The organism is Castellaniella sp. (genome assembly GCF_049673105.1).
In the GTDB taxonomy this organism is placed as follows: Bacteria; Pseudomonadota; Gammaproteobacteria; order Burkholderiales; family Burkholderiaceae_B; genus Castellaniella.
This window is the reverse complement of record NZ_JBATXG010000008.1, coordinates 179533-198060: the sequence shown is the minus strand read 5'-3', so window position 1 is coordinate 198060 and position 18528 is coordinate 179533. Positions and strand designations below refer to the sequence as shown.

General features: G+C 63.4%; 23 protein-coding genes. 13 read left to right on the top strand and 10 right to left on the bottom strand.

The genetic code is table 11. The annotated features are described in order from the left end of the window. Nucleotides 1–291: 291 nt before the first annotated feature. Nucleotides 292–774, bottom strand: a complete 483-nt coding sequence (locus WBF69_RS03455) for an Lrp/AsnC family transcriptional regulator (protein ID WP_424261259.1) — start codon at nucleotides 772–774, stop codon at nucleotides 292–294. Nucleotides 775–895: 121 nt separating this feature from the next. Here WBF69_RS03455 and WBF69_RS03450 point away from each other — a divergent pair, with 121 nt between their 5' ends. From WBF69_RS03450 to hslU, 5 genes are all read left to right on the top strand, one after another. Continuing rightward, complete coding sequence (locus WBF69_RS03450; RefSeq protein WP_424261232.1) at nucleotides 896–1879, top strand: nucleoside recognition domain-containing protein; 984 nt, start codon at nucleotides 896–898, stop codon at nucleotides 1877–1879. A gap of 167 nt (nucleotides 1880–2046) precedes the next feature. Further along, nucleotides 2047–3147 carry a CobW family GTP-binding protein gene (locus tag WBF69_RS03445; RefSeq protein WP_424261230.1) on the top strand — a complete coding sequence of 367 codons (1101 nt, stop codon included), beginning with the start codon at nucleotides 2047–2049 and terminating at the stop codon, nucleotides 3145–3147. A gap of 78 nt (nucleotides 3148–3225) precedes the next feature. Continuing rightward, on the top strand, nucleotides 3226–3666 hold the full coding sequence (gene dksA, locus WBF69_RS03440; RefSeq protein WP_424261228.1) for an RNA polymerase-binding protein DksA: 441 nt from the start codon (nucleotides 3226–3228) through the stop codon (nucleotides 3664–3666). A gap of 156 nt (nucleotides 3667–3822) precedes the next feature. Further along, a complete protein-coding gene (gene hslV, locus WBF69_RS03435) occupies nucleotides 3823–4356 on the top strand; it encodes an ATP-dependent protease subunit HslV (protein WP_424261226.1) in 534 nt (177 codons plus the stop codon). Nucleotides 4357–4364: 8 nt separating this feature from the next. Next, the gene (hslU, locus tag WBF69_RS03430; protein WP_424261224.1) at nucleotides 4365–5696 is read left to right on the top strand and encodes an ATP-dependent protease ATPase subunit HslU; all 1332 of its coding nucleotides are present in this window, start codon (nucleotides 4365–4367) and stop codon (nucleotides 5694–5696) included. 57 nt (nucleotides 5697–5753) lie between these two features. Here hslU and WBF69_RS03425 read toward each other — a convergent pair whose 3' ends face one another. Continuing rightward, nucleotides 5754–6107, bottom strand: a complete 354-nt coding sequence (locus tag WBF69_RS03425; RefSeq protein WP_424261222.1) for a copper-binding protein — start codon at nucleotides 6105–6107, stop codon at nucleotides 5754–5756. 122 nt (nucleotides 6108–6229) lie between these two features. Here WBF69_RS03425 and WBF69_RS03420 point away from each other — a divergent pair, with 122 nt between their 5' ends. Both WBF69_RS03420 and WBF69_RS03415 read left to right on the top strand, forming a co-directional pair. Beyond that, a complete protein-coding gene (locus WBF69_RS03420) occupies nucleotides 6230–6664 on the top strand; it encodes an N-acetyltransferase family protein (protein ID WP_424261257.1) in 435 nt (144 codons plus the stop codon). A 34-nt stretch (nucleotides 6665–6698) separates the two neighbouring features. Next, nucleotides 6699–7250 (top strand): cob(I)yrinic acid a,c-diamide adenosyltransferase, encoded by a 552-nt coding sequence (locus tag WBF69_RS03415; RefSeq protein ID WP_424261220.1) that lies wholly within the window; start codon nucleotides 6699–6701, stop codon nucleotides 7248–7250. On the opposite strand, the gene WBF69_RS03410 is transcribed toward WBF69_RS03415, so the two are convergent. Beyond that, a complete protein-coding gene (locus tag WBF69_RS03410) occupies nucleotides 7241–7768 on the bottom strand; it encodes a carboxymuconolactone decarboxylase family protein (RefSeq protein ID WP_424261218.1) in 528 nt (175 codons plus the stop codon). The two genes, WBF69_RS03415 and WBF69_RS03410, sit on opposite strands and share 10 nt — an antisense overlap. 63 nt (nucleotides 7769–7831) lie before the next feature. Further along, a complete protein-coding gene (locus tag WBF69_RS03405) occupies nucleotides 7832–9157 on the bottom strand; it encodes an aspartate aminotransferase family protein (RefSeq protein WP_424261216.1) in 1326 nt (441 codons plus the stop codon). Between the two features lie 124 nt (nucleotides 9158–9281). On the opposite strand from WBF69_RS03405, the gene WBF69_RS03400 reads away from it, so the two are divergent. Next, a complete protein-coding gene (locus tag WBF69_RS03400; RefSeq protein ID WP_424261214.1) occupies nucleotides 9282–10148 on the top strand; it encodes a MurR/RpiR family transcriptional regulator in 867 nt (288 codons plus the stop codon). 6 nt (nucleotides 10149–10154) lie between these two features. Further along, a complete protein-coding gene (locus WBF69_RS03395) occupies nucleotides 10155–11180 on the top strand; it encodes a C45 family autoproteolytic acyltransferase/hydolase (protein WP_424261212.1) in 1026 nt (341 codons plus the stop codon). On the opposite strand, the gene WBF69_RS03390 is transcribed toward WBF69_RS03395, so the two are convergent. The 6 genes from WBF69_RS03390 to WBF69_RS03365 all read right to left on the bottom strand — a co-directional run bounded on the left by WBF69_RS03390 (nucleotide 11181) and on the right by WBF69_RS03365 (nucleotide 15668). Then, nucleotides 11181–11498 carry a c-type cytochrome gene (locus WBF69_RS03390; RefSeq protein WP_424261210.1) on the bottom strand — a complete coding sequence of 106 codons (318 nt, stop codon included), beginning with the start codon at nucleotides 11496–11498 and terminating at the stop codon, nucleotides 11181–11183. It abuts the gene before it with no gap. Nucleotides 11499–11704: 206 nt separating this feature from the next. Next, nucleotides 11705–12538, bottom strand: a complete 834-nt coding sequence (locus tag WBF69_RS03385) for a formylglycine-generating enzyme family protein (RefSeq protein WP_424261208.1) — start codon at nucleotides 12536–12538, stop codon at nucleotides 11705–11707. A gap of 134 nt (nucleotides 12539–12672) precedes the next feature. Beyond that, on the bottom strand, nucleotides 12673–13308 hold the full coding sequence (lipB, locus tag WBF69_RS03380) for a lipoyl(octanoyl) transferase LipB (protein WP_424261206.1): 636 nt from the start codon (nucleotides 13306–13308) through the stop codon (nucleotides 12673–12675). A gap of 12 nt (nucleotides 13309–13320) precedes the next feature. Continuing rightward, nucleotides 13321–13596 carry a DUF493 family protein gene (locus tag WBF69_RS03375; RefSeq protein ID WP_424261204.1) on the bottom strand — a complete coding sequence of 92 codons (276 nt, stop codon included), beginning with the start codon at nucleotides 13594–13596 and terminating at the stop codon, nucleotides 13321–13323. A gap of 8 nt (nucleotides 13597–13604) precedes the next feature. After that, nucleotides 13605–14840, bottom strand: a complete 1236-nt coding sequence (locus tag WBF69_RS03370) for a D-alanyl-D-alanine carboxypeptidase family protein (RefSeq protein WP_424261203.1) — start codon at nucleotides 14838–14840, stop codon at nucleotides 13605–13607. 168 nt (nucleotides 14841–15008) lie between these two features. Further along, nucleotides 15009–15668: an alpha/beta hydrolase gene (locus WBF69_RS03365; RefSeq protein ID WP_424261201.1), complete on the bottom strand. Its 660-nt coding sequence runs from the start codon at nucleotides 15666–15668 to the stop codon at nucleotides 15009–15011. Nucleotides 15669–15725: 57 nt separating this feature from the next. On the opposite strand from WBF69_RS03365, the gene WBF69_RS03360 reads away from it, so the two are divergent. The 4 genes from WBF69_RS03360 to galU all read left to right on the top strand — a co-directional run bounded on the left by WBF69_RS03360 (nucleotide 15726) and on the right by galU (nucleotide 18522). Further along, a complete protein-coding gene (locus WBF69_RS03360; RefSeq protein WP_424261199.1) occupies nucleotides 15726–16589 on the top strand; it encodes a biotin--[acetyl-CoA-carboxylase] ligase in 864 nt (287 codons plus the stop codon). After that, a complete protein-coding gene (locus WBF69_RS03355; protein WP_424261197.1) occupies nucleotides 16586–17419 on the top strand; it encodes a type III pantothenate kinase in 834 nt (277 codons plus the stop codon). The genes WBF69_RS03360 and WBF69_RS03355 overlap by 4 nt, the downstream gene beginning before the upstream one ends. 90 nt (nucleotides 17420–17509) lie before the next feature. Further along, the gene (locus WBF69_RS03350) at nucleotides 17510–17686 is read left to right on the top strand and encodes a hypothetical protein (protein ID WP_424261195.1); all 177 of its coding nucleotides are present in this window, start codon (nucleotides 17510–17512) and stop codon (nucleotides 17684–17686) included. After that, the gene (galU, locus tag WBF69_RS03345) at nucleotides 17683–18522 is read left to right on the top strand and encodes a UTP--glucose-1-phosphate uridylyltransferase GalU (RefSeq protein ID WP_424261193.1); all 840 of its coding nucleotides are present in this window, start codon (nucleotides 17683–17685) and stop codon (nucleotides 18520–18522) included. The genes WBF69_RS03350 and galU overlap by 4 nt, the downstream gene beginning before the upstream one ends. Nucleotides 18523–18528 lie beyond the last annotated feature (6 nt).

Sequence of the window (18528 nt, the reverse complement as noted above, 5' to 3'; positions counted from 1 at the left end):
CTCTACCGCTGCAGCAATCTGACCGAAGATCTTCATCCTCTCGTCGAAGCCCGCCATTAAAACACATCCGCATTTCAATGTCAAACCTGACTGCCTTCGACCGAAGCCGAATCTTCGTCGCTCACATCCGTCATCAATCGGGCTTTTCACCTACAAATCAATGACTTCTACCTGGCTGACCCCATCCTAAAAGGACAGGATTTCAGGGTTAACCCTGGGTGCCTGGCGGCGAAGAGACCGAACTATAGCACAGCTTTTTTACCGCGTGCAAGTCAGCCCTGAAAAACAGAATCAGGCGGGGACCGGTAGTTCGGTGGTCTCTTTAATAGAGCGCAGCGCAAAGCTGCTGCGGATGTCGATCACCGCAGGGTGACGCATCAATGTATCCATCGCAAAGCGCGAGAAGGCAGCCAGGTCCGCCACCTGCACACGCAGCAGATAATCCATGTCGCCCGACATGGCATAACACTGCATGACCTCGGGCCAGCCCTGGACGTCCTGGGCGAAACCGGAGATCGCGCTATGCTCGGCCCGATGGGACTTGTCCAGACGCACGGAGATATAGGCCAACAGCCCCAGTCCCAATCTTTCGGGGTCGGCCAGCGCGACATAACGACGGATGTAGCCTTGCTCTTCCAGGCGTTTGACCCGCCGCAGGCAGGGACTGGGCGATAGATCAACGCGCTGGGCGAGTTCTTGGTTGCTGATGCGCCCATCCTGCTGCAGATGCATCAGGATGAGTCGATCCACCTGGTCTAGGTCCTCGGCAGGCATCATGGGATTCCACACACACAAATAATCAGAAAGGCCTCAAGAATAGAGGCAGGACGGCCACATGGCAATCAGGGACTATTCCCTGTAAAGTCGTCGTCTTGCCCATCGATGCCGTCCCGCGATGATCCACTATCTCAATACTATTCGCCAGCGCAGCACGCGCATGTTCATGACCATCGCCCGCATCATGCTGCCGGTCATGGTGATTGTCTATATTGCAGACCGCTTGGGCTTGGTCAGGCTGGCCGGGGAAGCGCTGGCGCCGGCGATGGGCCTGCTGGGCCTGCCTCCACAGGCGGGCATCATCTGGGTCACGACCGTCATTACCAATATCTATGGCGGCATGGCGTCGATGGCGGCGCTATCGGACAGCCTGCAGATGAACGTCGCGCAGGTCAGCGCCCTGGGCGCCATGATGCTGTTCGCCCACAACATCCCGACCGAACAATCGGTCGTCCGCCGCGCCGGCGCCAGCGCCCTGTTGACGGGCGGCCTGCGGCTGGTGATCAGTATTCTTTACGGCGCTGCGGTGACCTGGACCTGTCAGGCCATGGGCTGGCTGCAAGACCCCGTGTCGTTTGCCTGGATGGGTCAGGATGCAGGCCTGACGCAGGGGCCGCCCGACGTGCTCACCTGGCTGCTGTCTACTGTGCAGTCCCTGCTGCTGGTGCTGGTGGTGATCATCGGCATGGTGATCCTATTGGATCTACTGGAACGCCTGGGCGTCACGCGCCTCGTGACCCGCCTGCTGACGCCGGTATTGCGCCTGTCCGGCCTGGAAGAACGCGCCGCTCCCCTGACGACGGTCGGCGTGCTGCTGGGACTGGCCTATGGCGGCGCCCTGATCATCGATGCCGCCGAACGCGAGGACTTCAGCCCCCGCACGCGCCTGCTGGCGCTGTCCTGGCTATCGCTATGCCATGCCTTGATCGAAGACACCCTGCTGATTCTGGCGCTGGGTGCCAACATCTGGGTGATTCTGGTGCTGCGCGGGCTGCTCACCCTGGGTATCCTGGCGATGATCGCCGCCCTGACGCAACCCCATACCCGCTGGGGCAGACACCTGGCCGCCAAAGCCGCAAGCCCCTCGATGTGCTCCGATTGACTTTCCCCGGACGACATCCCGCCCCGCCAGCGCCACGTTTGCCCTAAACCTCGGCCTATGATGTAATCGCATGCTGATCGCTGAACCCCTTGACAAGGACCGCAAAGCCGGTATGACATTCCGGCAGACGGCATCACCGGGACAGCGCATCGCAATCGAGGTCATTCATGAACGCTGCCAACTCTGCCCGAAAAATTGATTCCATGATTCCCGTCACCGTGTTGACGGGGTTTCTGGGCGCGGGCAAGACGACGCTCTTGCGCCGTATCCTGACGGAATTTCACGGCCAACGCATCGCCGTCATCGAAAACGAATTCGGCGAGGAAAACATCGACAACGACCTGCTAGTGCAGGACCGCGACGAGCAAATCGTCGAACTGAGCAACGGCTGCGTCTGCTGCACGGTGCGCGGCGATCTGATCCGCACCCTGCACGACCTGGCGGCCCGCCGCGAAGCCGGCGGCCTGCAGTTCGATCGCGTCATCATCGAAACCACCGGCATGGCCAACCCCGGCCCGGTGTGCCAGACCTTCTTCATGGATGACGACATCGCCGAGACCTACCGGCTGGACGCTGTCATCACGGTGGTGGATGCAAAACACGGCATGGCCGCGCTGGACCGCCAGGAAGAAGCCCAGCGCCAGGTCGGGTTCGCCGACCGCATCCTGATCTCCAAAAAGGACCTGGTCAACGAGGCCGACTACGAGGCCCTGCGCGACCGGCTGGTGCGCATCAATCCCAGGGCGTCCATCACGCCGGTGCACTTCGGCGAGACCGATCTGCACACCCTGCTGGATGTCAGCGGCTTCGACCTGGATGCGATCCTGGACATCGATCCGGCATTCCTGGCGGAAGAAGACGCTCACGATCATCATGACCACGGCCACGATCATGACCACGACGAAGACGGTCACGTCTGCGGCTCGGGCTGCTCGCACGACCATCATGATCATCATCACGCCCATCACAGCGACGACATCGGCGCCTTTGTATTCCGTTCCAACCGGGCCTTCGATCCTGCCCGCCTGGAGGACTTTCTGGGCGGCATCGTCCAGGTCTATGGCCCCGATCTGCTGCGCTACAAAGGCATCCTCTACATCAAGGGGATCAATCGCCGCATGATATTCCAAGGCGTGCACATGATGATGGGGGCCGAACCCGGCGCCCCCTGGAAAGCCAGTGAAAAACCGAATACCCGATTGGTATTCATTGGCCGTAAACTGCCCCAGGACATTTTTACTCAGGGGCTCGAACAATGCCTGGCCTGACCGCCCACCCCACGCTGCCCCGCTGTACCGACGGGATGCGGACGACAGGCCCCGGCACATAATAAGGAAGGACACGACATGGCTAGCAAATCCAGCGCCAAATCAGCGCCCAAGACCATGACAGAAAAAGAACTGTTGGCGATGCCCGAACAGGACTACATGAACGCTGCCCAGCTCGCCTTCTTTCGGGATCGCCTGCACCAGCTGGAACATGAAATCCTGACCAATGCAGGCGCCACCACCGAAAACTTGCGCGAAACCCAGTATGTGCCCGATCCGGCCGACCGCGCCACGATCGAGGAAGAGCACGCGCTGGAACTGCGCACCCGCGACCGGGAACGGAAACTGCTGAAAAAGGTCCAGCAATCGATCGCCCGCATCGACGCCGGAGAATACGGCTGGTGCGAAGAAACCGGCGAGCCCATCGGCATCGCCCGCCTGCTGGCCCGCCCCACGGCAACGCTGTCCCTGGAAGCCCAGGAACGCCGTGAAATGCGGCAAAAGCTCTACGGCGACTGAGCACCGTCCACACCCGGCGACGCACGGTTCAACAGCTCTCTTCCCCTGGGGACGAGAGCTGTTTTCATTTCCGCCTGCCAGGCCCGTCGGACCCCGGCACGTCTTGAACTTTGGCGCCTCACCCCCATCTGCAAGATCTTGGACCAAGAGAACGCCATGGAACAATTTCACGCTACCACCATCGTCTGCGTCCGCCGCGGCAACGACGTCGCCCTGGGCGGAGACGGCCAGGTCACACTAGGCAACATCGTCATCAAGGGCACCGCCCGCAAAATCCGCCGCCTGTACCACGACAAGGTCCTGGCCGGCTTTGCCGGCGCGACGGCGGATGCTTTTACGCTGCAAGAACGGTTCGAAGCCAAACTGGAAAAACATCAGGGCCACCTGATGCGCGCCGCCGTCGAACTGACCCGCGACTGGCGCACCGACCGCGTGCTGCGGCGTCTGGAAGCCATGTTGATCGTGGCTGACCAGGAACACACCCTGATTCTGACCGGCAACGGCGACGTGCTGGAACCGGAACACGGCATCGCCGCCATCGGCTCGGGGGGCGCCTATGCCCAATCCGCCGCCCGCGCCCTGCTGGATGCCACCGAGATGACGCCCGCCGAGATCGTCAAAAAGTCCCTGGAAATCGCCGGGGAACTGTGCATCTACACCAACCAGAATCACGTCGTCGAAACGCTATAAGGCCTGCCATGTCCGCTACCCCCATGACTCCAAAAGAAATCGTCTCGGAACTGGACAAGAACATCGTTGGCCAGGACAAGGCCAAGCGTTCGGTCGCCGTGGCCTTGCGCAATCGCTGGCGCCGTCTGCAAGTCCCCGAGCCGCTGCGCCGCGAAATCGTGCCCAAGAACATCCTGATGATCGGCCCCACCGGCGTGGGCAAGACCGAGATCGCCCGTCGGCTGGCCCGGCTGGCCAATGCGCCCTTCATCAAGATCGAAGCCACTAAATTCACCGAGGTCGGCTATGTGGGTCGCGACGTGGATACCATCGTGCGCGACCTGGTGGACGTCGCCATCAAGCAGGTCCGCGAAACGGAAACGCGCCGCGTGCGCACCCAGGCTGAAGATGCCGCCGAAGACCGCATCCTGGATGCGCTGCTGCCGCCTGCGCGCAATGCCCACGGCGAACCGGAACGCGAAGAAAACAATACCCGCCAGGTATTCCGCAAGCGCCTGCGCGAAGGCAAGCTCGACGACACGATGATCGACATCGAGGTCGCTCAGACTCCGGCCCACATGGAAATCATGGCGCCGCCGGGCATGGAGGAAATGACCGAGCAGCTGCGCGGCATGTTCGCCGGCCTGTCCCAGGGCAAGACCAAGCCGCGCAAGCTGTCGGTCAAGGAAGCCTTTCGCCTGCTGACCGAAGAAGAAGCCGCCCGGCGCATCAACGAAGAAGACCTGCGCACCCAGGCCATCGCGCTGGCGCAAGAGCACGGCATCGTCTTTCTGGATGAAATCGACAAGATCGCCGCCCGCCAGGAGGCCGGTGGGGCCGACGTATCGCGCCAGGGCGTGCAGCGCGACCTGCTGCCGCTGGTCGAAGGCACCACCGTCAATACCAAATACGGCATGGTGCACACCGACCACATCCTGTTCATCGCGTCGGGCGCCTTTCACTTGTCGCGACCGTCCGACCTGATTCCGGAATTGCAGGGGCGCTTCCCCATCCGGGTGGAACTGGATTCCTTGAGCGCAGAGGATTTCATCCGCATCCTGAGCGCCACCGACGCGTCGCTGACCAAGCAGTACAGCGCCCTGATGGCCACGGAAGACGTGACGCTGGAGTTCACCGACGCCGGCATCCGACGTCTGGCCGAGCTGGCGTTCGAGGTCAATGAGCGCACGGAAAACATCGGCGCCCGCCGCCTGTACACCGTGATGGAAAAACTGCTGGAAGACCTGTCGTTCGAGGCGGCCAGCCCAGGCGCCCAATCGGTGGTGATCGATGCCGATTACGTCAACGACAAGCTATCCGAAACGGCCAGCAGCCAGGATCTGGCCCGCTACGTGCTGTAGCCCGCAGCGCAGCGGCCCATCAGATCCCCGCCCGGACAGACACCCCGGCGGGGATTTTTATTGTTTCTTGAGTGCGGTGATCTGGTATCGGCCACTGGCGCGTTGCGCCGTGAAATCGACGGCATCCCCCACGGCAATGCCCGACAGCAGCGCCGGATCCACGCGATAGACCAGCGTCATGGCGGGCAGTTCCAGTTTGCTGATGGCGTCATGCCGGATGGCGATTTTGCCAGCAGCCGCATCGATGCGCACGACTTGACCGCTGGCCTGGGCCTGCACCGGCTGGGCCTGAGCTGCTGCCGTGACAGGCAGCGCCAGCGCCGCCGCCACGGCGGCGGGCGCGATGATCCCATGACCCGCCAGCGGCGCGGCGGCCAGGATGTTCAGGATGTGCGAAACACGAAAACGCATGGGCTACACTCCGTCTGTTCATTCAAGCATAACGCGAAACAGAGTTCATTTTGCCCAGTCCCATTCCCGGCTACACCCTGCGGCCCGCCACCGAATCCGACATCCCCGCCATTCATGCCCTGATGCTGGAAATGGCCGTTTTTGAAAAACTGACGGATATTTTCAAAGCCACCCACGACAGTCTGCACGACAGTTTCTTCGGCGCACAGCCCGCCGCCCGCTGCCTGGTCATCACGACCGACGACGCGCCGGCCACCGCCGTCGCCTACATCATGTGGTTCCACAACTACTCCAGTTTCCTGGATCGGCGCGGTCTGTACCTGGAAGACGTCTATATTTCCCCCGCGCATCGCGGGCGCGGCCTGGGCGGCTGGGTGCTGAAACATCTGGCGGCCCTGGCAGTGGAACTGGGGTGTGGCCGATTTGAATGGGTCGTGCTGGACTGGAACCAGAACGCCATTGATTTCTACAAGCACCACGGCGCCGAAATCCTGGATGACTGGCGTGTCGTGCGCGTGACGGGCGATGCCCTGCTGAACCTGGCTGCCCAGGACTGACCCTCTTTTCCCATCCGCCCTTCTGGAGCCCCGCATGTCGATCCGCGTCTCTATCGTATCCACCCGCACCGGCGATGACGGCACCACCGGCCTGGGCGACAAGACCCGCGTGCCCAAGGACGCCCCGCGCATCGCCGCGCTGGGTGATGTGGACGAGTTGAACAGCGCCATCGGCCTGTGGCGCACGGCGTCGTTGCCCGCCGAGGTCGATGCCCTGCTGAATCGCATCCAGCACGATCTGTTCGATCTGGGCGGAGAGCTGTGCATCCCTGGCTGGACGGCGTTGAACGACGATCACGTCCTGCGTCTGGATGATGCCCTGAAACGGTACAACGCCGAGCTGGGCCCGCTGAAGGAATTCATTCTGCCGGGCGGCTGCCCCGCCGCTGCGCATGCGCACATGGCTCGCACCATCGCCCGCCGCGCAGAACGGGCGGTCGTGACGCTATCCCATCAGGAAACGGTGAACCCGCCGGTGCTGCATTATCTGAACCGGCTGTCGGATCTGTGTTTTGTGCTGGCCCGCTACCTGAACCGGGCAGCGGGCCGATCGGACGTGCTGTGGGAACGCGACGATCAGCGCTGATCGTCGGAATGCACTTGCAGCGCTTCCAGAAAACGCGACACCATGTTGTAAGCCGCGATCGTGGCGGTCAGCTCGACCAGTTCCGTGTCGGAAAAATGCGTCTTGACGGCATGAAACACGGCATCGGGCACCTGCACCGACTGCGTCATGGCATCCGCATACGCCAATACCGCTGTTTCGCGGGCATCGAATAGCCCGACCGGCAAAGTCATCTGCGCCAAGGCGTCCAATTGATCCTGGCGCAGGCCTTCCTGCAAAGCGATGGGCGCATGCTGGTCGGCTTCGTAGGAAGCGCGGTTCAGATGCGCGATACGCATGATCACCAGCTCGCGCAGCGCGCCATTCAGGCTGGATTTCTGCCGGATCGCCGTCAGATACGTCAGCCAGCCCTCGGCCACCGAAGGGCTGTGCAGCAGCATCTGATACAGATGCAGTACGCTGCCGCGCTCTGCGGCGATGCGCTGCGCCAGACCGGCGGTCGCGCCCTGGCTTAAATCAGCATAAGACACTCGGGCCATCGGGGCCTCCATGGAAAATGCCGGACGACACGCCCGGCGGGGATTGGGCATTCTAGCGTGCTGTCAGGCCGGCAACACCTGACGCACCGTGCGCTCCAGGCGATCAACGATCTGATCGATATCTGCTGCGGAGCAAATGAAAGGCGGCGCCAGCAGCACGTGGGCACCCAGCACGCCGTCAATCGTGCCGCCCATGGGGTACATCATCAGGCCGTTTGCCATCGCCTGCCGTTTGAGCGCCGCGTGGGTCTTCAAGGCCGGATCCAGCACGGCTTTGGTGGCGCGGTCCGCTACGAGCTCGACACCGACGAATAAGCCCCTGCCGCGGATATCACCCACGTTCGGGTGATCGGCGAAAACCTGGCGCAGACACGTGCGCAGCTGTTCGCCGCGTGCGCGCACATTGGCCAACAGCTCGTCGCGCTCGATCACCTGCTGCACCGCCAGAGCGGCGGCGCAGGCCGTGGCATGCCCCATATAGGTGTGGCCATGCTGAAAAAAACCACTGCCTTGCACGATGGTGTCGTACACCCGGCGGCTGGCCAACATGGCGCCGATCGGCTGATAGCCCGCGCCCAGGCCTTTTGCGATGGTCAGGATGTCGGGGACCACGCCGTCTTCCGCGCAGGCGAACAGATGCCCGGTGCGCCCCATGCCGGACATGACCTCGTCCAGAATCAGCAACACCCCATGCCGGTCGCATACCTGACGGATGCGCTGCAGATAGGTGCGCACCGGCGGCACCGCGCCGGCGGTCGCGCCGACCACGGTTTCAGCCACGAATGCCGCCACCCGCCCCGGCCCGATCGAGCAAATCATGGCGTCCAGCTCGTCGGCCAGGCGCTGGGCGTAGGCTTCTTCGGTTTCATCGGCCCGCTGATCACGATAGGCATAACAGGGCGATACATGGTGGGCGGGCGTCAGCAACGGCAGGAATGGCTGACGCCGCCAGGCGTTGCCGCCAATCGCCAAGGCCCCCAGGGTGTTACCGTGATAACTCTGGCGTCGGGCGATGAACTGGCTGCGTTCTGTTTCGCCGCGCTCGACGAAATACTGCCGGGCCAGCTTCAAGGCCGCCTCGACGGCTTCCGATCCGCCCGACACGAAATACACGTGATCCAGATCGCCGGGCGCCCGCTGCGCCAGGAAATCCGCCAGATCCTCGCAGGCCTGTGTCGTGAAGAACGAGGAATGGGCATAGGCCACCTGATCCAGCTGCGCCTTGATGGCGGCGATCACATCCGGATGCCCATGCCCGAGGCAGGATACGGCGGCTCCGCCGGATGCATCCAGATACTGGCGACCGTCCTCGTCGAACAGGGAAATCCCTCGACCGCGCACTGCGTGTTTCAGCGTATGCTGGGGATTCCGGTGAAATACATGCGTCATGAAAGGGCCTCGCTGCCCCGTAAGGCTTAATCAGAAAACCAGGAAATTCAACAAATGTTTCTCATATCATATATCATGAAACACTCGAAGACGATCCTGATTCATCCAAACTCACGCTTCTGTCATGTCCGCCCCACACTCGCCCGATGAGCTGATCCAGCACATCCAGTCGCAATTCACGGCCCTGAGTCCCCAGTTCCAGGCCAGCGCCCGCTATCTGATCGACCATCCCGCGCAGGTCTCGACCCTGTCGGCCCGCAAGCTGGCCGCACTGGCAGGCGTGCAGCCGGCCACCCTGGTTCGGCTGGCGCAGCACCTGGGCTATGCCGGCTGGGACGCACTGAAATCGGTCTTCACCCGCGAGCTGCAGCAGCGCCCCGGCAGCTACGCCGCCCGCGCCCAATCACTGGTCGAGCGTCCGGAATCCGAACAAACCGCCTGGCACAACGTCAGACAGCAACAATCCCGCAACCTGGCAGCCCTGGAGGTCGTCAACCGCCAGGCCATGAGCCGAGCCGTCGCCCATCTGGCCGCTGCGCAGCGCATCATCATCGCCGGGTACCGGTCTTCTTATCCTCCGGCCTTCAGCCTGTGCTATCTGTGCAGCCTGTTTCGCCCGAACGTCCAACTGCTGCACAACGCAGGCGGCACCATGAGCCTGGATCTGCATCATCTGCGCCCGACCGACACGGTGATCCTGATCAGCTATGCGCCTTATTCACGAGAGATCATGCAAGTCGCCCAGGCTGCCCAGGAACGCCGCTGCACCGTGCTGGCGCTGTGCGACAGCCAGGTCGCCCCGATCGCGCTGCAGGCCAATCACGTGCTGGTGTTCCCGACTCAGGGGCATTCCTTTTTTCCTTCCACGGTCGCCATCCAGGCGTTGGTCGAAATGCTGGCCCAGCAACTGCTGACGCACAGCGGCGAACACGCCATCACCGCTCTGTCGCAGGCCGAGGACCAACTGCACGCCACTGGCGCCTACCTATGAATCGTCATGACGCCTGATCCCATTTCCCTGTCCTGGCTGGATGCCCACGGTTCTCACCACGAGATCGGTCTGGCCCTGGGACGATGGGGCGCACAAGCCTGCCGGCAACATCTGATTCATTCCGCCGCCTGGGCGCAGGTCATGGCGCACCGCCAGCATCCCGCGATTCCGGTGTTGCGCGGGCTGTTGCACCAGCATTTCCCCTGGATCGAACAAGAACTGGCCGGCCTGGCCGAAGGTCTGGGACTGGCGCCCGACGACGTATTTTTGTGGAATTGTCGGGGAGACCTCTGGGCGCTGGCGCCGGACGGCTGCACCACCGTGCTGGCCCCGCAGCGGCTAAGCCACAACGAGGACGGCGACCCAGGCTTTGCCGGGGCCTGCGGGCTGGCGAAGATTCGACCGATCGACGCACCGCCCTTTGTCTCGTTTCTATATCCGGGCTCTCTGCCCGGCCATACCTTTGCCGTGAATCAGGCAGGGCTGGCCATCACCGTCAACAATATTCGCGCCCGGCAGGCGCGGGCGGCAGGGCTGCCGCGCATGATACTGACCCGCGCCCTGTTGGCGACCAGCACACCGGCCCAGGCCATCACCCTGTTGCAGGCGCATCCCCGCATGGGGGCGTTTCATCTGGGGGTCGGCCAGACAGGGGCCAACGTGACGTTCAGTGTGGAATTCAGCCAGGAAGCCGTGTCGCTGCAGACTGTTCGCCAGACCCGGCGTGTGCACGCCAATCACGCGCTGCACGAGGCACAGCAGGGCCTGCCCCAGGTCATCACGGAGTCATCCGCCCGCCGCCAAGCCAGGGGTGAATGGCTATTGGATCAGGATGCTGCGGCGCTGGACATCCTGCGCGACACAGACGATGCCGCCGAACCCATGATGCGACTGTCCCCGACCGATACGGATCAGGAAAACACACTGGCGACGGCGGACATCGATCTGTCAGGCGAGCAGGCGCGCTGGGCAGTCTACTGCCCCGGCGATCACCAACCCGCCTATCGCTTCGAAGGGCTGCGCCCGTCCTGATTACTGGACGCGGCTGACCATGTACTCAACGGCGGCGCGCAGGCTTTCGTCGTCGGCCTTGGTGCCTCCCCGGGCCGGCATCGCGCCTTTGCCCTTGGTGGCGACGTCCATCATCTGGTCCATGCCGCGCGCGATGAGCGGTTCCCAGGCCTGCTTATTGCCCAGCTTCGGCGCATTGGCGGCACCCGTGCTGTGACAGGCGATGCAGGACGACTTATAGAGCTTCTCGCCCTTTTGCAGAGTGCCGGCATCCGTCGCCATCGACAGGGCGGGAACCAGGGCCAGACTCAGGATGGCAAGGCTCAGCTTCTTCAACATACTCATCTCCATTTTCAGGCGCCCGTCTCTGTGATCAGGCGTGTTTTACTTCCAACGCCTTCATCATGTCATAGCCTGGGTTAACCCTTATTGTTCTGGATCAAATCCGTTCATCGGAAATTCATGTTTCGTTGGAAAACCTTGATTTGGCGCAAAAAAAGACCCCCTGCGCGCAGAGAGTCTTGAGCGTGGATACCACCGGACGATCAGCCGGCCCGCACCAGGCGGAAGCCCAGGTTGGCGGGCGGCAGGCCGATGGAACAGGCGCCCGTGCGCGGATCACGGATAAAGTCCGGCATGGCGGCAATATGCGCCCCGGCCAGGATGCGCACACCGCAGTTTTCTCGCGGCGCGAGCGGCAAGGCGCCGACGCTGTGGCTGGCGAAACACGTGTCCGTCCATTCCCAGACATTGCCGCCCATATCGCTGATGCCCAGGGCATTGACGCCGAAGCGCCCGAATGGCTGGGCAGCTTTGATGCGTTCCCGGGCGCGGGAGATTTCCCGTTCATATTCCGCCAGCCAGCGCACCGACGGATTGGACGGATCGGACGCCAGAGCGCCTTCTTCCCGGTATTGTTCAGCGGCGGCCCGCACCCATTCGACGTACGTCGGCAGGCGCCAGGCTTGTCCCGTTTCCTGCGACAGCCAGGCCGCGTAGGCGGTGGCATCAGACCAGCTCACCCCCACCGCCGGCATATCCGGCGCGTTCAGATGGCGAAACGCCTTATCCAGCCGTTTGCAGGCCCCCGCCTGGATGCAGCGCGCATATTCTGCCTGGCTGACCTGCCGCCGCATCATGACCCATCCGTCCTCTACGCGGCCCTGAACGCGGGGCGCGTCCACCGGCAGCCCCTGATCCAGGAATTCTCCTGCGGCCTGGTACGTGAAGGTGCCTGCCGGAATCGGGACGACATCAATCGCCGGGGCAGCCTGAACGGCGGCGGCGCAGGCGATGCCTGCCAGCGTGACAGCCGTGCGCTGCAGGATACGTGGGAATGAGCGAAACGGGATGGAGCGATGCGGGGAAATCTGTGTCATGGAGGACCTCGTGAGGACCTCTCTATTGGACCTGGAAGATGCGCCGCACGTGTTGAGGCGCATCAAAAACTGGCGTAACGGCCTGGTGCGACGATCAGGCGCAAAAGAGGCCGGCTTTGCGCGTCAGCCTGTGTTTACCATGCCGCGGCGAAACGCCGCGCCAGCCGATCGCCGACGTCGATCAGGTCAGCCTGTACCCCGCAAGCGCGCAGGTCCACAGTCTGCAAACCCGCATAGCCGCAGGGATTGATGTCCGAAAAGGGGCCGAGATCCATCCCTACGTTCAGCGCCACCCCATGATAGGCGCACCCCCGGCGGACCTTGATGCCCAGCGCCGCGATCTTGGCCAGCGCGCTGCCCTGCGACACGGATAGCGCCGACTGCGGCACGTAGATTCCCGGCGCGCCCGGCTTGCGGCAAGCGGACGGCACCCCCAGATCGGCCAGCACGTCCAGGACGGATTGTTCCAGCCGCGTCACGAAATCACGCACGAACACCCCCCGGCGGCGCAGATCCACGAGCGTATAGAGCACCACCTGACCTGGCCCGTGGTAGGTGACCTGCCCGCCGCGATTGCAATGCACCACCGGGATGCCATGAGGATTCAGAATGTGGGATTCCAGCCCCGCCTGCCCCAGCGTATAGACGGGCGCGTGCTCTACCAGCCACAGCTCGTCGGGCGTGTCCGCCGTGCGGTTCTCGGTGAAATCCTGCATCGCCTGCCAGACCGGCAGATAGGGGGCAGGGCGATCCAGCCAGCGCAGCTGCATGCCGTCGTCGCCTTACAGCACCACCGACACCATATCGTGCCCATGCAGGGCGCGGTACACGTCATCCAGCTGCTCGCGCGAATGCACCCGCACGGTCAGGGTCAGGCCCAGGTAGTTTCCGCTGGAACTGGGGCGCACCTCGATGGTGGCCGGATCAAAATCCGGGTCGAACGCGCGCACCAGATCCGCCATGGTCGGCAGGAAGGCATCCCCCGCCCGCCCCATGACCTTGATGGGAAAGTCACAGGGATACTCGATCAAGGAGTCTTGCGGATTGATCGTTGCCATACAGCCCCCTACTGGAACATCAGGCGGACCTTATCCACCAGTCGACCGAAAAAGCCTGCTTCGGCCACGGAATGCATGACCAGCAGCGGCACCTGCTTCAGGGGCTTGCCATCCAGCGTCACGACCAGGGTACCGGCTTGATCGCCTTCGGTCAGCGGCGCCATCAGCGGCTGGGTATAGCGGGCCTCGGTCTTGATCTGATCCGCCTGACCGCGCGGCACCGTCACCCACAAGGACTGGTTCACCCCCAGATCGGCAGTCTCGGTTTCGCCTTCCCAGACGCGAGCAGCCACCGCCGGTTTGGTCTTATCCAAGAGCTGGACGGTATCGAAGTTCTTGAAGCTCCAGTTCAGCAGCTTCAGGCTGCTTTCAGTGCGGGCGGCTTCGCTGGCGGCGCCGACCAGCACCGACACCACGCGGCGCCCATCGCGCAACGCAGTCGCCACCAGGCAATAGCCCGCCGACTGCGTGTGACCGGTCTTCAGGCCATCGACGGTCGAGTCCGCCCACAACAGGCGGTTGCGGTTGCTCTGCTTGATGTTGTTGTAGGTGTATTCCTTTTGGCTGTCATAGTGGCGGTACTGCGGAAAACGCTGCACCAGCGCGCGCGACAGCACGGCCAGGTCTTCGACGGTGGTCATGTGATCGGGATCAGGCAGACCGGTGGAATTGACGAAATGCGTCTTCGTCATGCCCAGTTCCTTGGCCTGCTGGTTCATCAGCGCGGCAAAAGCGGATTCGCTGCCAGCTACGGCCTCGGCCAGCGCCACGGTCGCATCATTGCCCGACTGAACCAGCATGCCCTGCAGCAGTTCATCCACCGACACTTCCGTATTCGGGTTGATGAACATGCGCGACCCTTCGGTCTTCCAGGCCTTTTCGGACACGTGGACCTTTTGATCCAGCTTCAGACGACCGCTTTCCAGCGCCTCGAAAACCACATACGCCGACATCACTTTGGTCAGCGAGGCCGGTTCGACCGCAAGATCCGGATTCTGGGCGGCAATGATCTGGCCGCTGGTGGCATCCAGTGTCAGCCACGCCTTGACGCCCAATGCCGGCGCGGGAACATTCGACAGCGCGCTGACGCCTTCGGCCTGCGCAGCAGCAGGCGCTTCGACGGCTGTCGGCGCCGGCGCGGCATCCGTAGCCGACCAGGCAGGCAAGGGCGCCAGCAGCGCGCAACTAAGCGCCAGCGGCGCCAGACGGAAACGGCGAAGGGTCGGCAACAGAGCAGTGGTCATAGGCGTCATTGGTAAAAAGAATGGTGAGCAGAAAACATGAGGCTCATTATAGGCAGCGCACCTGGCTGCTTCGCGAGCCGTTCCAGCGGAAATCGAGACAAAACGCAAGCAACTGAAACGTGCGGTCTCACCGGCAGGGGGGGTATATGCCCGCCGCCACCTTGACGGTCAAGTGCCGGCATCCACCAATCCCGCCAGGCCGCTCAGGGTGATCTGGCGCAAGATCAGCAGCTTGCCATGAAAGAAATGCCCGGCATCGGGCACTACCGTCATGGGCAACTGATGCGCGCGGGCGAAATCCATGCCTTCGGACAAGGGCACGACTTCGTCGTGTTCGCCATGCACCATCAGGGTGGAAGCAGGCACCGTCAGGGGGCGATAGCGAAACCGTTCGACCGCGCAGCCGATCAGCATCAGACGCGAGGGCAAATGCAGTTCCTGGTCCTCCAGTTCCGCATACAATTGAGCTGCCACGGACGACCCGAAGGAAAACCCGGCCAGTGCCCAAGGGCCTTGCGCGACTTGCGGCCAAGCCTGCTGGATGTGTTTGACGCACGCCACCATATCGGCGGTTTCACCGACGGCATGGTCAAACACCCCCTGCGAGCCGCCCACGCCCCGGAAATTCGGTCGGATCGTCAACAGGCCCTGCTGCACGCAGGCGCGGGCCACGGTGGTCACGACTTTATTGTCGCGAGTGCCGCCATGCAGCGAGTGCGGATGCAGAACCAGCGCCCAGCCGACCGGCTGCTGCTCGGGATGGTCCACCGTATATTCAACCGTTCCAGCCATGCCCTGAAAAGCCGATTGTTCCGTACGTAAACTCATGATGAACTGGATTCCTGATCGGGTTCGCCCTAGCCCCATTCTACCTATATGAACGGCATGTCTTCCGATGTCGCCCCTTTCCTGCCCGCCCCCGATCAGATGGCGGCTAGCTTGCAGGCGGCGCTACCTTCATTTCAACGCATCGACTGGCTAGAGGAAACCGGCTCGACCAACGCCGATCTGCTGACGCGATCCCGCCAAGCGCACGGGGCGGTCGCCCGCCCCTGGCTGCTGGGCACCCATCTGCAGACACAGGGGCGCGGACGAGCGGGGCGTACCTGGCAAAATCGGGTGGGCGCCAACCTGATGTTTTCTTGCGCCTTCGATGTCTTTCTGCCCGCCCGCCAGTTGCCCACCCTGTCGACGGTGATCGGAATGGCCAGCTGTCAGGCGCTGCGCCAACAGATCAGCCCCGATCTGCAATCCCGACTGAACATGAAGTGGCCCAATGACTTGCAATGGGACCACGCCAAGCTGGCCGGCATCCTGATCGAGTCCACCCGATCCGGCACCACCCAAGCCGCCGACCACCATCTGATCATCATCGGCATCGGCTTGAACATGCTCGACGCTCGCGCCTTGTCGCTTTCCCTGGACCGCAACATCGCCGACTGGGCGGAAGTCGCCGCGATTGACGCCCAGGCGGCGCAAGCCACTGCCGCCACCCTGGTCGCCGGCCTGGCGCGAGCCTGGTACGACACCCTGAATCAGGCCACTGCCCACGGCTTTGCCGATCTGCCGGCCCGTTACGCTCAGGTCGACGGCTTGGCCGGCCAAGCGCTGGACATCATCGACGCCGGCAAGCTGCGCCAGACGGGCATTGCCTGTGGCATCGACGCGCAGGGCCGCCTGCTGGTGCGCAACGCCGAGGGCGTCCACCCTGTCTCGGTCGGCGAAATCTCCGTGCGGCTGCGGCGATGAAACTGCTGATCGACGCCGGCAATACGCGGGCCAAAATCGCTTGGACAGTCCCTGGGGGCGCCCCTGGCCGAACCCCGGCCATCACCTTGGACTACGCCTGCCTGCACGAACTGACGGCCCATCTGCCTCACCCGCCGCAAGCCATCCTGGGTTCGAACGTGGCCGGGACGCAGATCCGCCAACAAGTGGACCAAGCCTGCCACGCCGTCTGGGGGGTGAGCGTGCGCTGGTGCGATGCCCGCGACGGCCAGGCGTGCCTGCGCAACCGCTATGACGACCCGGCGCTGCTGGGCGCCGATCGCTGGCTGGGGCTGGTGGGACTGCTGCCGCGCCTGGCTGCCGACCCCGACTGGCGCGCCGGCCACGGCGCCCTGCTGGCCAGTTTCGGCACGGCCACCACCGTCGATGTCCTGCTGCCAGGCGATGCGCAGGATCCGCCCACCTTTCTGGGCGGTCTGATCCTGCCCGGCCCCTCGCTGATGGCCAGCAGCCTGAACCAGGGCACGGCCCAGCTGCCGGTCAGCGCGGGCCGGCACGTGGATTTCCCGCGGAACACGCACGACGCCATCGCCAGCGGCATTGCCGCCGCCCAGGCCGGCGCGCTGCTGCGCCAGTGGCATCTGGCCCGTCGGCATGCCCAGGGGCGCGCGCCTCTGGTCTTTGTGTACGGTGGCGGCTGGCCGGGGTTAAGCGCTGCCATCCAGGACGCTCTGGCCCAGACGCAGACTGCGCTGGGCCTGCCGCACCGCCCGCCCCAGCTGCTGGATGGCCCCGTCCTGGACGGACTGGCTTGCCTGGCCGACATGGCCGAACCAACGCAGACCACTTGATATACTGAACAACTGCATCGCACGAGGGCCTACCGGACAGCCGCCACCCAGCGATCCCCGGCAAACCAAGAACCGACCATTACTTGCACCATGCGCTTTCTGCTGATCCTTGCCGCCATCGCCAACGTGGCCCTGCTGGCCTACGGCCAGGGCTTTTTCGGCCCGCCCCCCTCCGAGCAGGGACGCACGCCGCGCCCTCTGTCGCAACGCAGCCAGCAGGCGCTCGTCCCCAGCGCCCCTCTTCCCCCCGAATTCACGCCACGATGAAACCCATCCGCAAAGCCGTCTTCCCCGTCGCCGGCCTGGGCACGCGATTCCTGCCGGCCACCAAGGCCATGCCCAAGGAAATGCTGCCGATCGTCGACAAGCCGCTGATCCAGTACGCCGTCGAGGAAGCCCTGGCCGCCGGCATCACCGAACTGGTTTTCGTCACCGGTCGCAACAAACGCGCCATCGAAGACCATTTCGACCGATCCCCCGAACTGGAAGCGGAGCTGCAGGCCAAGGGCAAACAGGCCCTTCTGGACACCATCCGCACCATCCTGCCCGACCACGTGCACTGCATCTACACCCGGCAAGCCCAGGCGCTGGGACTGGGCCATGCCGTGTTGTGCGCCGCCCCCATCGTCGGCAACGAGCCTTTTGCCGTGCTGCTGGCCGATGACCTGCTGGATGCCGATACCGCCGTCACCCGCCAGTTGGTCGACGCCGCCCACCAGCATGACGGCAGCGTACTGGCCATCCAGGAAATCGATCCTCAGGATTCGCGCAAATACGGCATCGTGGCGGGATCCGTCGTGGATGCCCGCAACACTCGCGTCGAACACATCGTCGAAAAACCAGCGCCGCAGGATGCTCCGTCCAATCTGGCCGTCGTCGGACGCTATGTGCTGGAACCGGAGATTTTCGATTTTCTGCGCCAGACCCCCGCAGGCGTGGGCCAGGAAATTCAGCTGACGGACGCGATTTCAGCCATGCTGAAGCACCGGCGCGTCATCGCTCACCGCTACACAGGCGAACGCTACGACTGCGGCAGCAAAGAAGGTTTTTTCGAGGCGACGATCGCGCTGGGCAAGAAATATCACGGCTTAGGCATCGTCTGAACCCTG

Coding starts and splice junctions, on each gene's coding strand:
- galU (WP_424261193.1), top strand. CDS start 17,683: ATGAAACCCATCCGCAAAGCCGTCTTCCCCGTCGCCGGCCTGGGCACG.
- WBF69_RS03355 (WP_424261197.1), top strand. CDS start 16,586: ATGAAACTGCTGATCGACGCCGGCAATACGCGGGCCAAAATCGCTTGG.
- dksA (WP_424261228.1), top strand. CDS start 3,226: ATGGCTAGCAAATCCAGCGCCAAATCAGCGCCCAAGACCATGACAGAA.
- WBF69_RS03425 (WP_424261222.1), bottom strand. CDS start 6,107: ATGCGTTTTCGTGTTTCGCACATCCTGAACATCCTGGCCGCCGCGCCG.
- WBF69_RS03420 (WP_424261257.1), top strand. CDS start 6,230: ATGCTGGAAATGGCCGTTTTTGAAAAACTGACGGATATTTTCAAAGCC.
- WBF69_RS03360 (WP_424261199.1), top strand. CDS start 15,726: ATGTCTTCCGATGTCGCCCCTTTCCTGCCCGCCCCCGATCAGATGGCG.
- WBF69_RS03385 (WP_424261208.1), bottom strand. CDS start 12,538: ATGACACAGATTTCCCCGCATCGCTCCATCCCGTTTCGCTCATTCCCA.
- WBF69_RS03445 (WP_424261230.1), top strand. CDS start 2,047: ATGAACGCTGCCAACTCTGCCCGAAAAATTGATTCCATGATTCCCGTC.
- WBF69_RS03415 (WP_424261220.1), top strand. CDS start 6,699: ATGTCGATCCGCGTCTCTATCGTATCCACCCGCACCGGCGATGACGGC.
- WBF69_RS03405 (WP_424261216.1), bottom strand. CDS start 9,157: ATGACGCATGTATTTCACCGGAATCCCCAGCATACGCTGAAACACGCA.
- WBF69_RS03410 (WP_424261218.1), bottom strand. CDS start 7,768: ATGGCCCGAGTGTCTTATGCTGATTTAAGCCAGGGCGCGACCGCCGGT.
- WBF69_RS03365 (WP_424261201.1), bottom strand. CDS start 15,668: ATGAGTTTACGTACGGAACAATCGGCTTTTCAGGGCATGGCTGGAACG.
- WBF69_RS03400 (WP_424261214.1), top strand. CDS start 9,282: ATGTCCGCCCCACACTCGCCCGATGAGCTGATCCAGCACATCCAGTCG.
- WBF69_RS03370 (WP_424261203.1), bottom strand. CDS start 14,840: ATGACCACTGCTCTGTTGCCGACCCTTCGCCGTTTCCGTCTGGCGCCG.
- WBF69_RS03390 (WP_424261210.1), bottom strand. CDS start 11,498: ATGTTGAAGAAGCTGAGCCTTGCCATCCTGAGTCTGGCCCTGGTTCCC.
- WBF69_RS03375 (WP_424261204.1), bottom strand. CDS start 13,596: ATGGCAACGATCAATCCGCAAGACTCCTTGATCGAGTATCCCTGTGAC.
- hslU (WP_424261224.1), top strand. CDS start 4,365: ATGTCCGCTACCCCCATGACTCCAAAAGAAATCGTCTCGGAACTGGAC.
- WBF69_RS03450 (WP_424261232.1), top strand. CDS start 896: ATGATCCACTATCTCAATACTATTCGCCAGCGCAGCACGCGCATGTTC.
- hslV (WP_424261226.1), top strand. CDS start 3,823: ATGGAACAATTTCACGCTACCACCATCGTCTGCGTCCGCCGCGGCAAC.
- WBF69_RS03350 (WP_424261195.1), top strand. CDS start 17,510: ATGCGCTTTCTGCTGATCCTTGCCGCCATCGCCAACGTGGCCCTGCTG.
- WBF69_RS03455 (WP_424261259.1), bottom strand. CDS start 774: ATGCCTGCCGAGGACCTAGACCAGGTGGATCGACTCATCCTGATGCAT.
- lipB (WP_424261206.1), bottom strand. CDS start 13,308: ATGCAGCTGCGCTGGCTGGATCGCCCTGCCCCCTATCTGCCGGTCTGG.
- WBF69_RS03395 (WP_424261212.1), top strand. CDS start 10,155: ATGACGCCTGATCCCATTTCCCTGTCCTGGCTGGATGCCCACGGTTCT.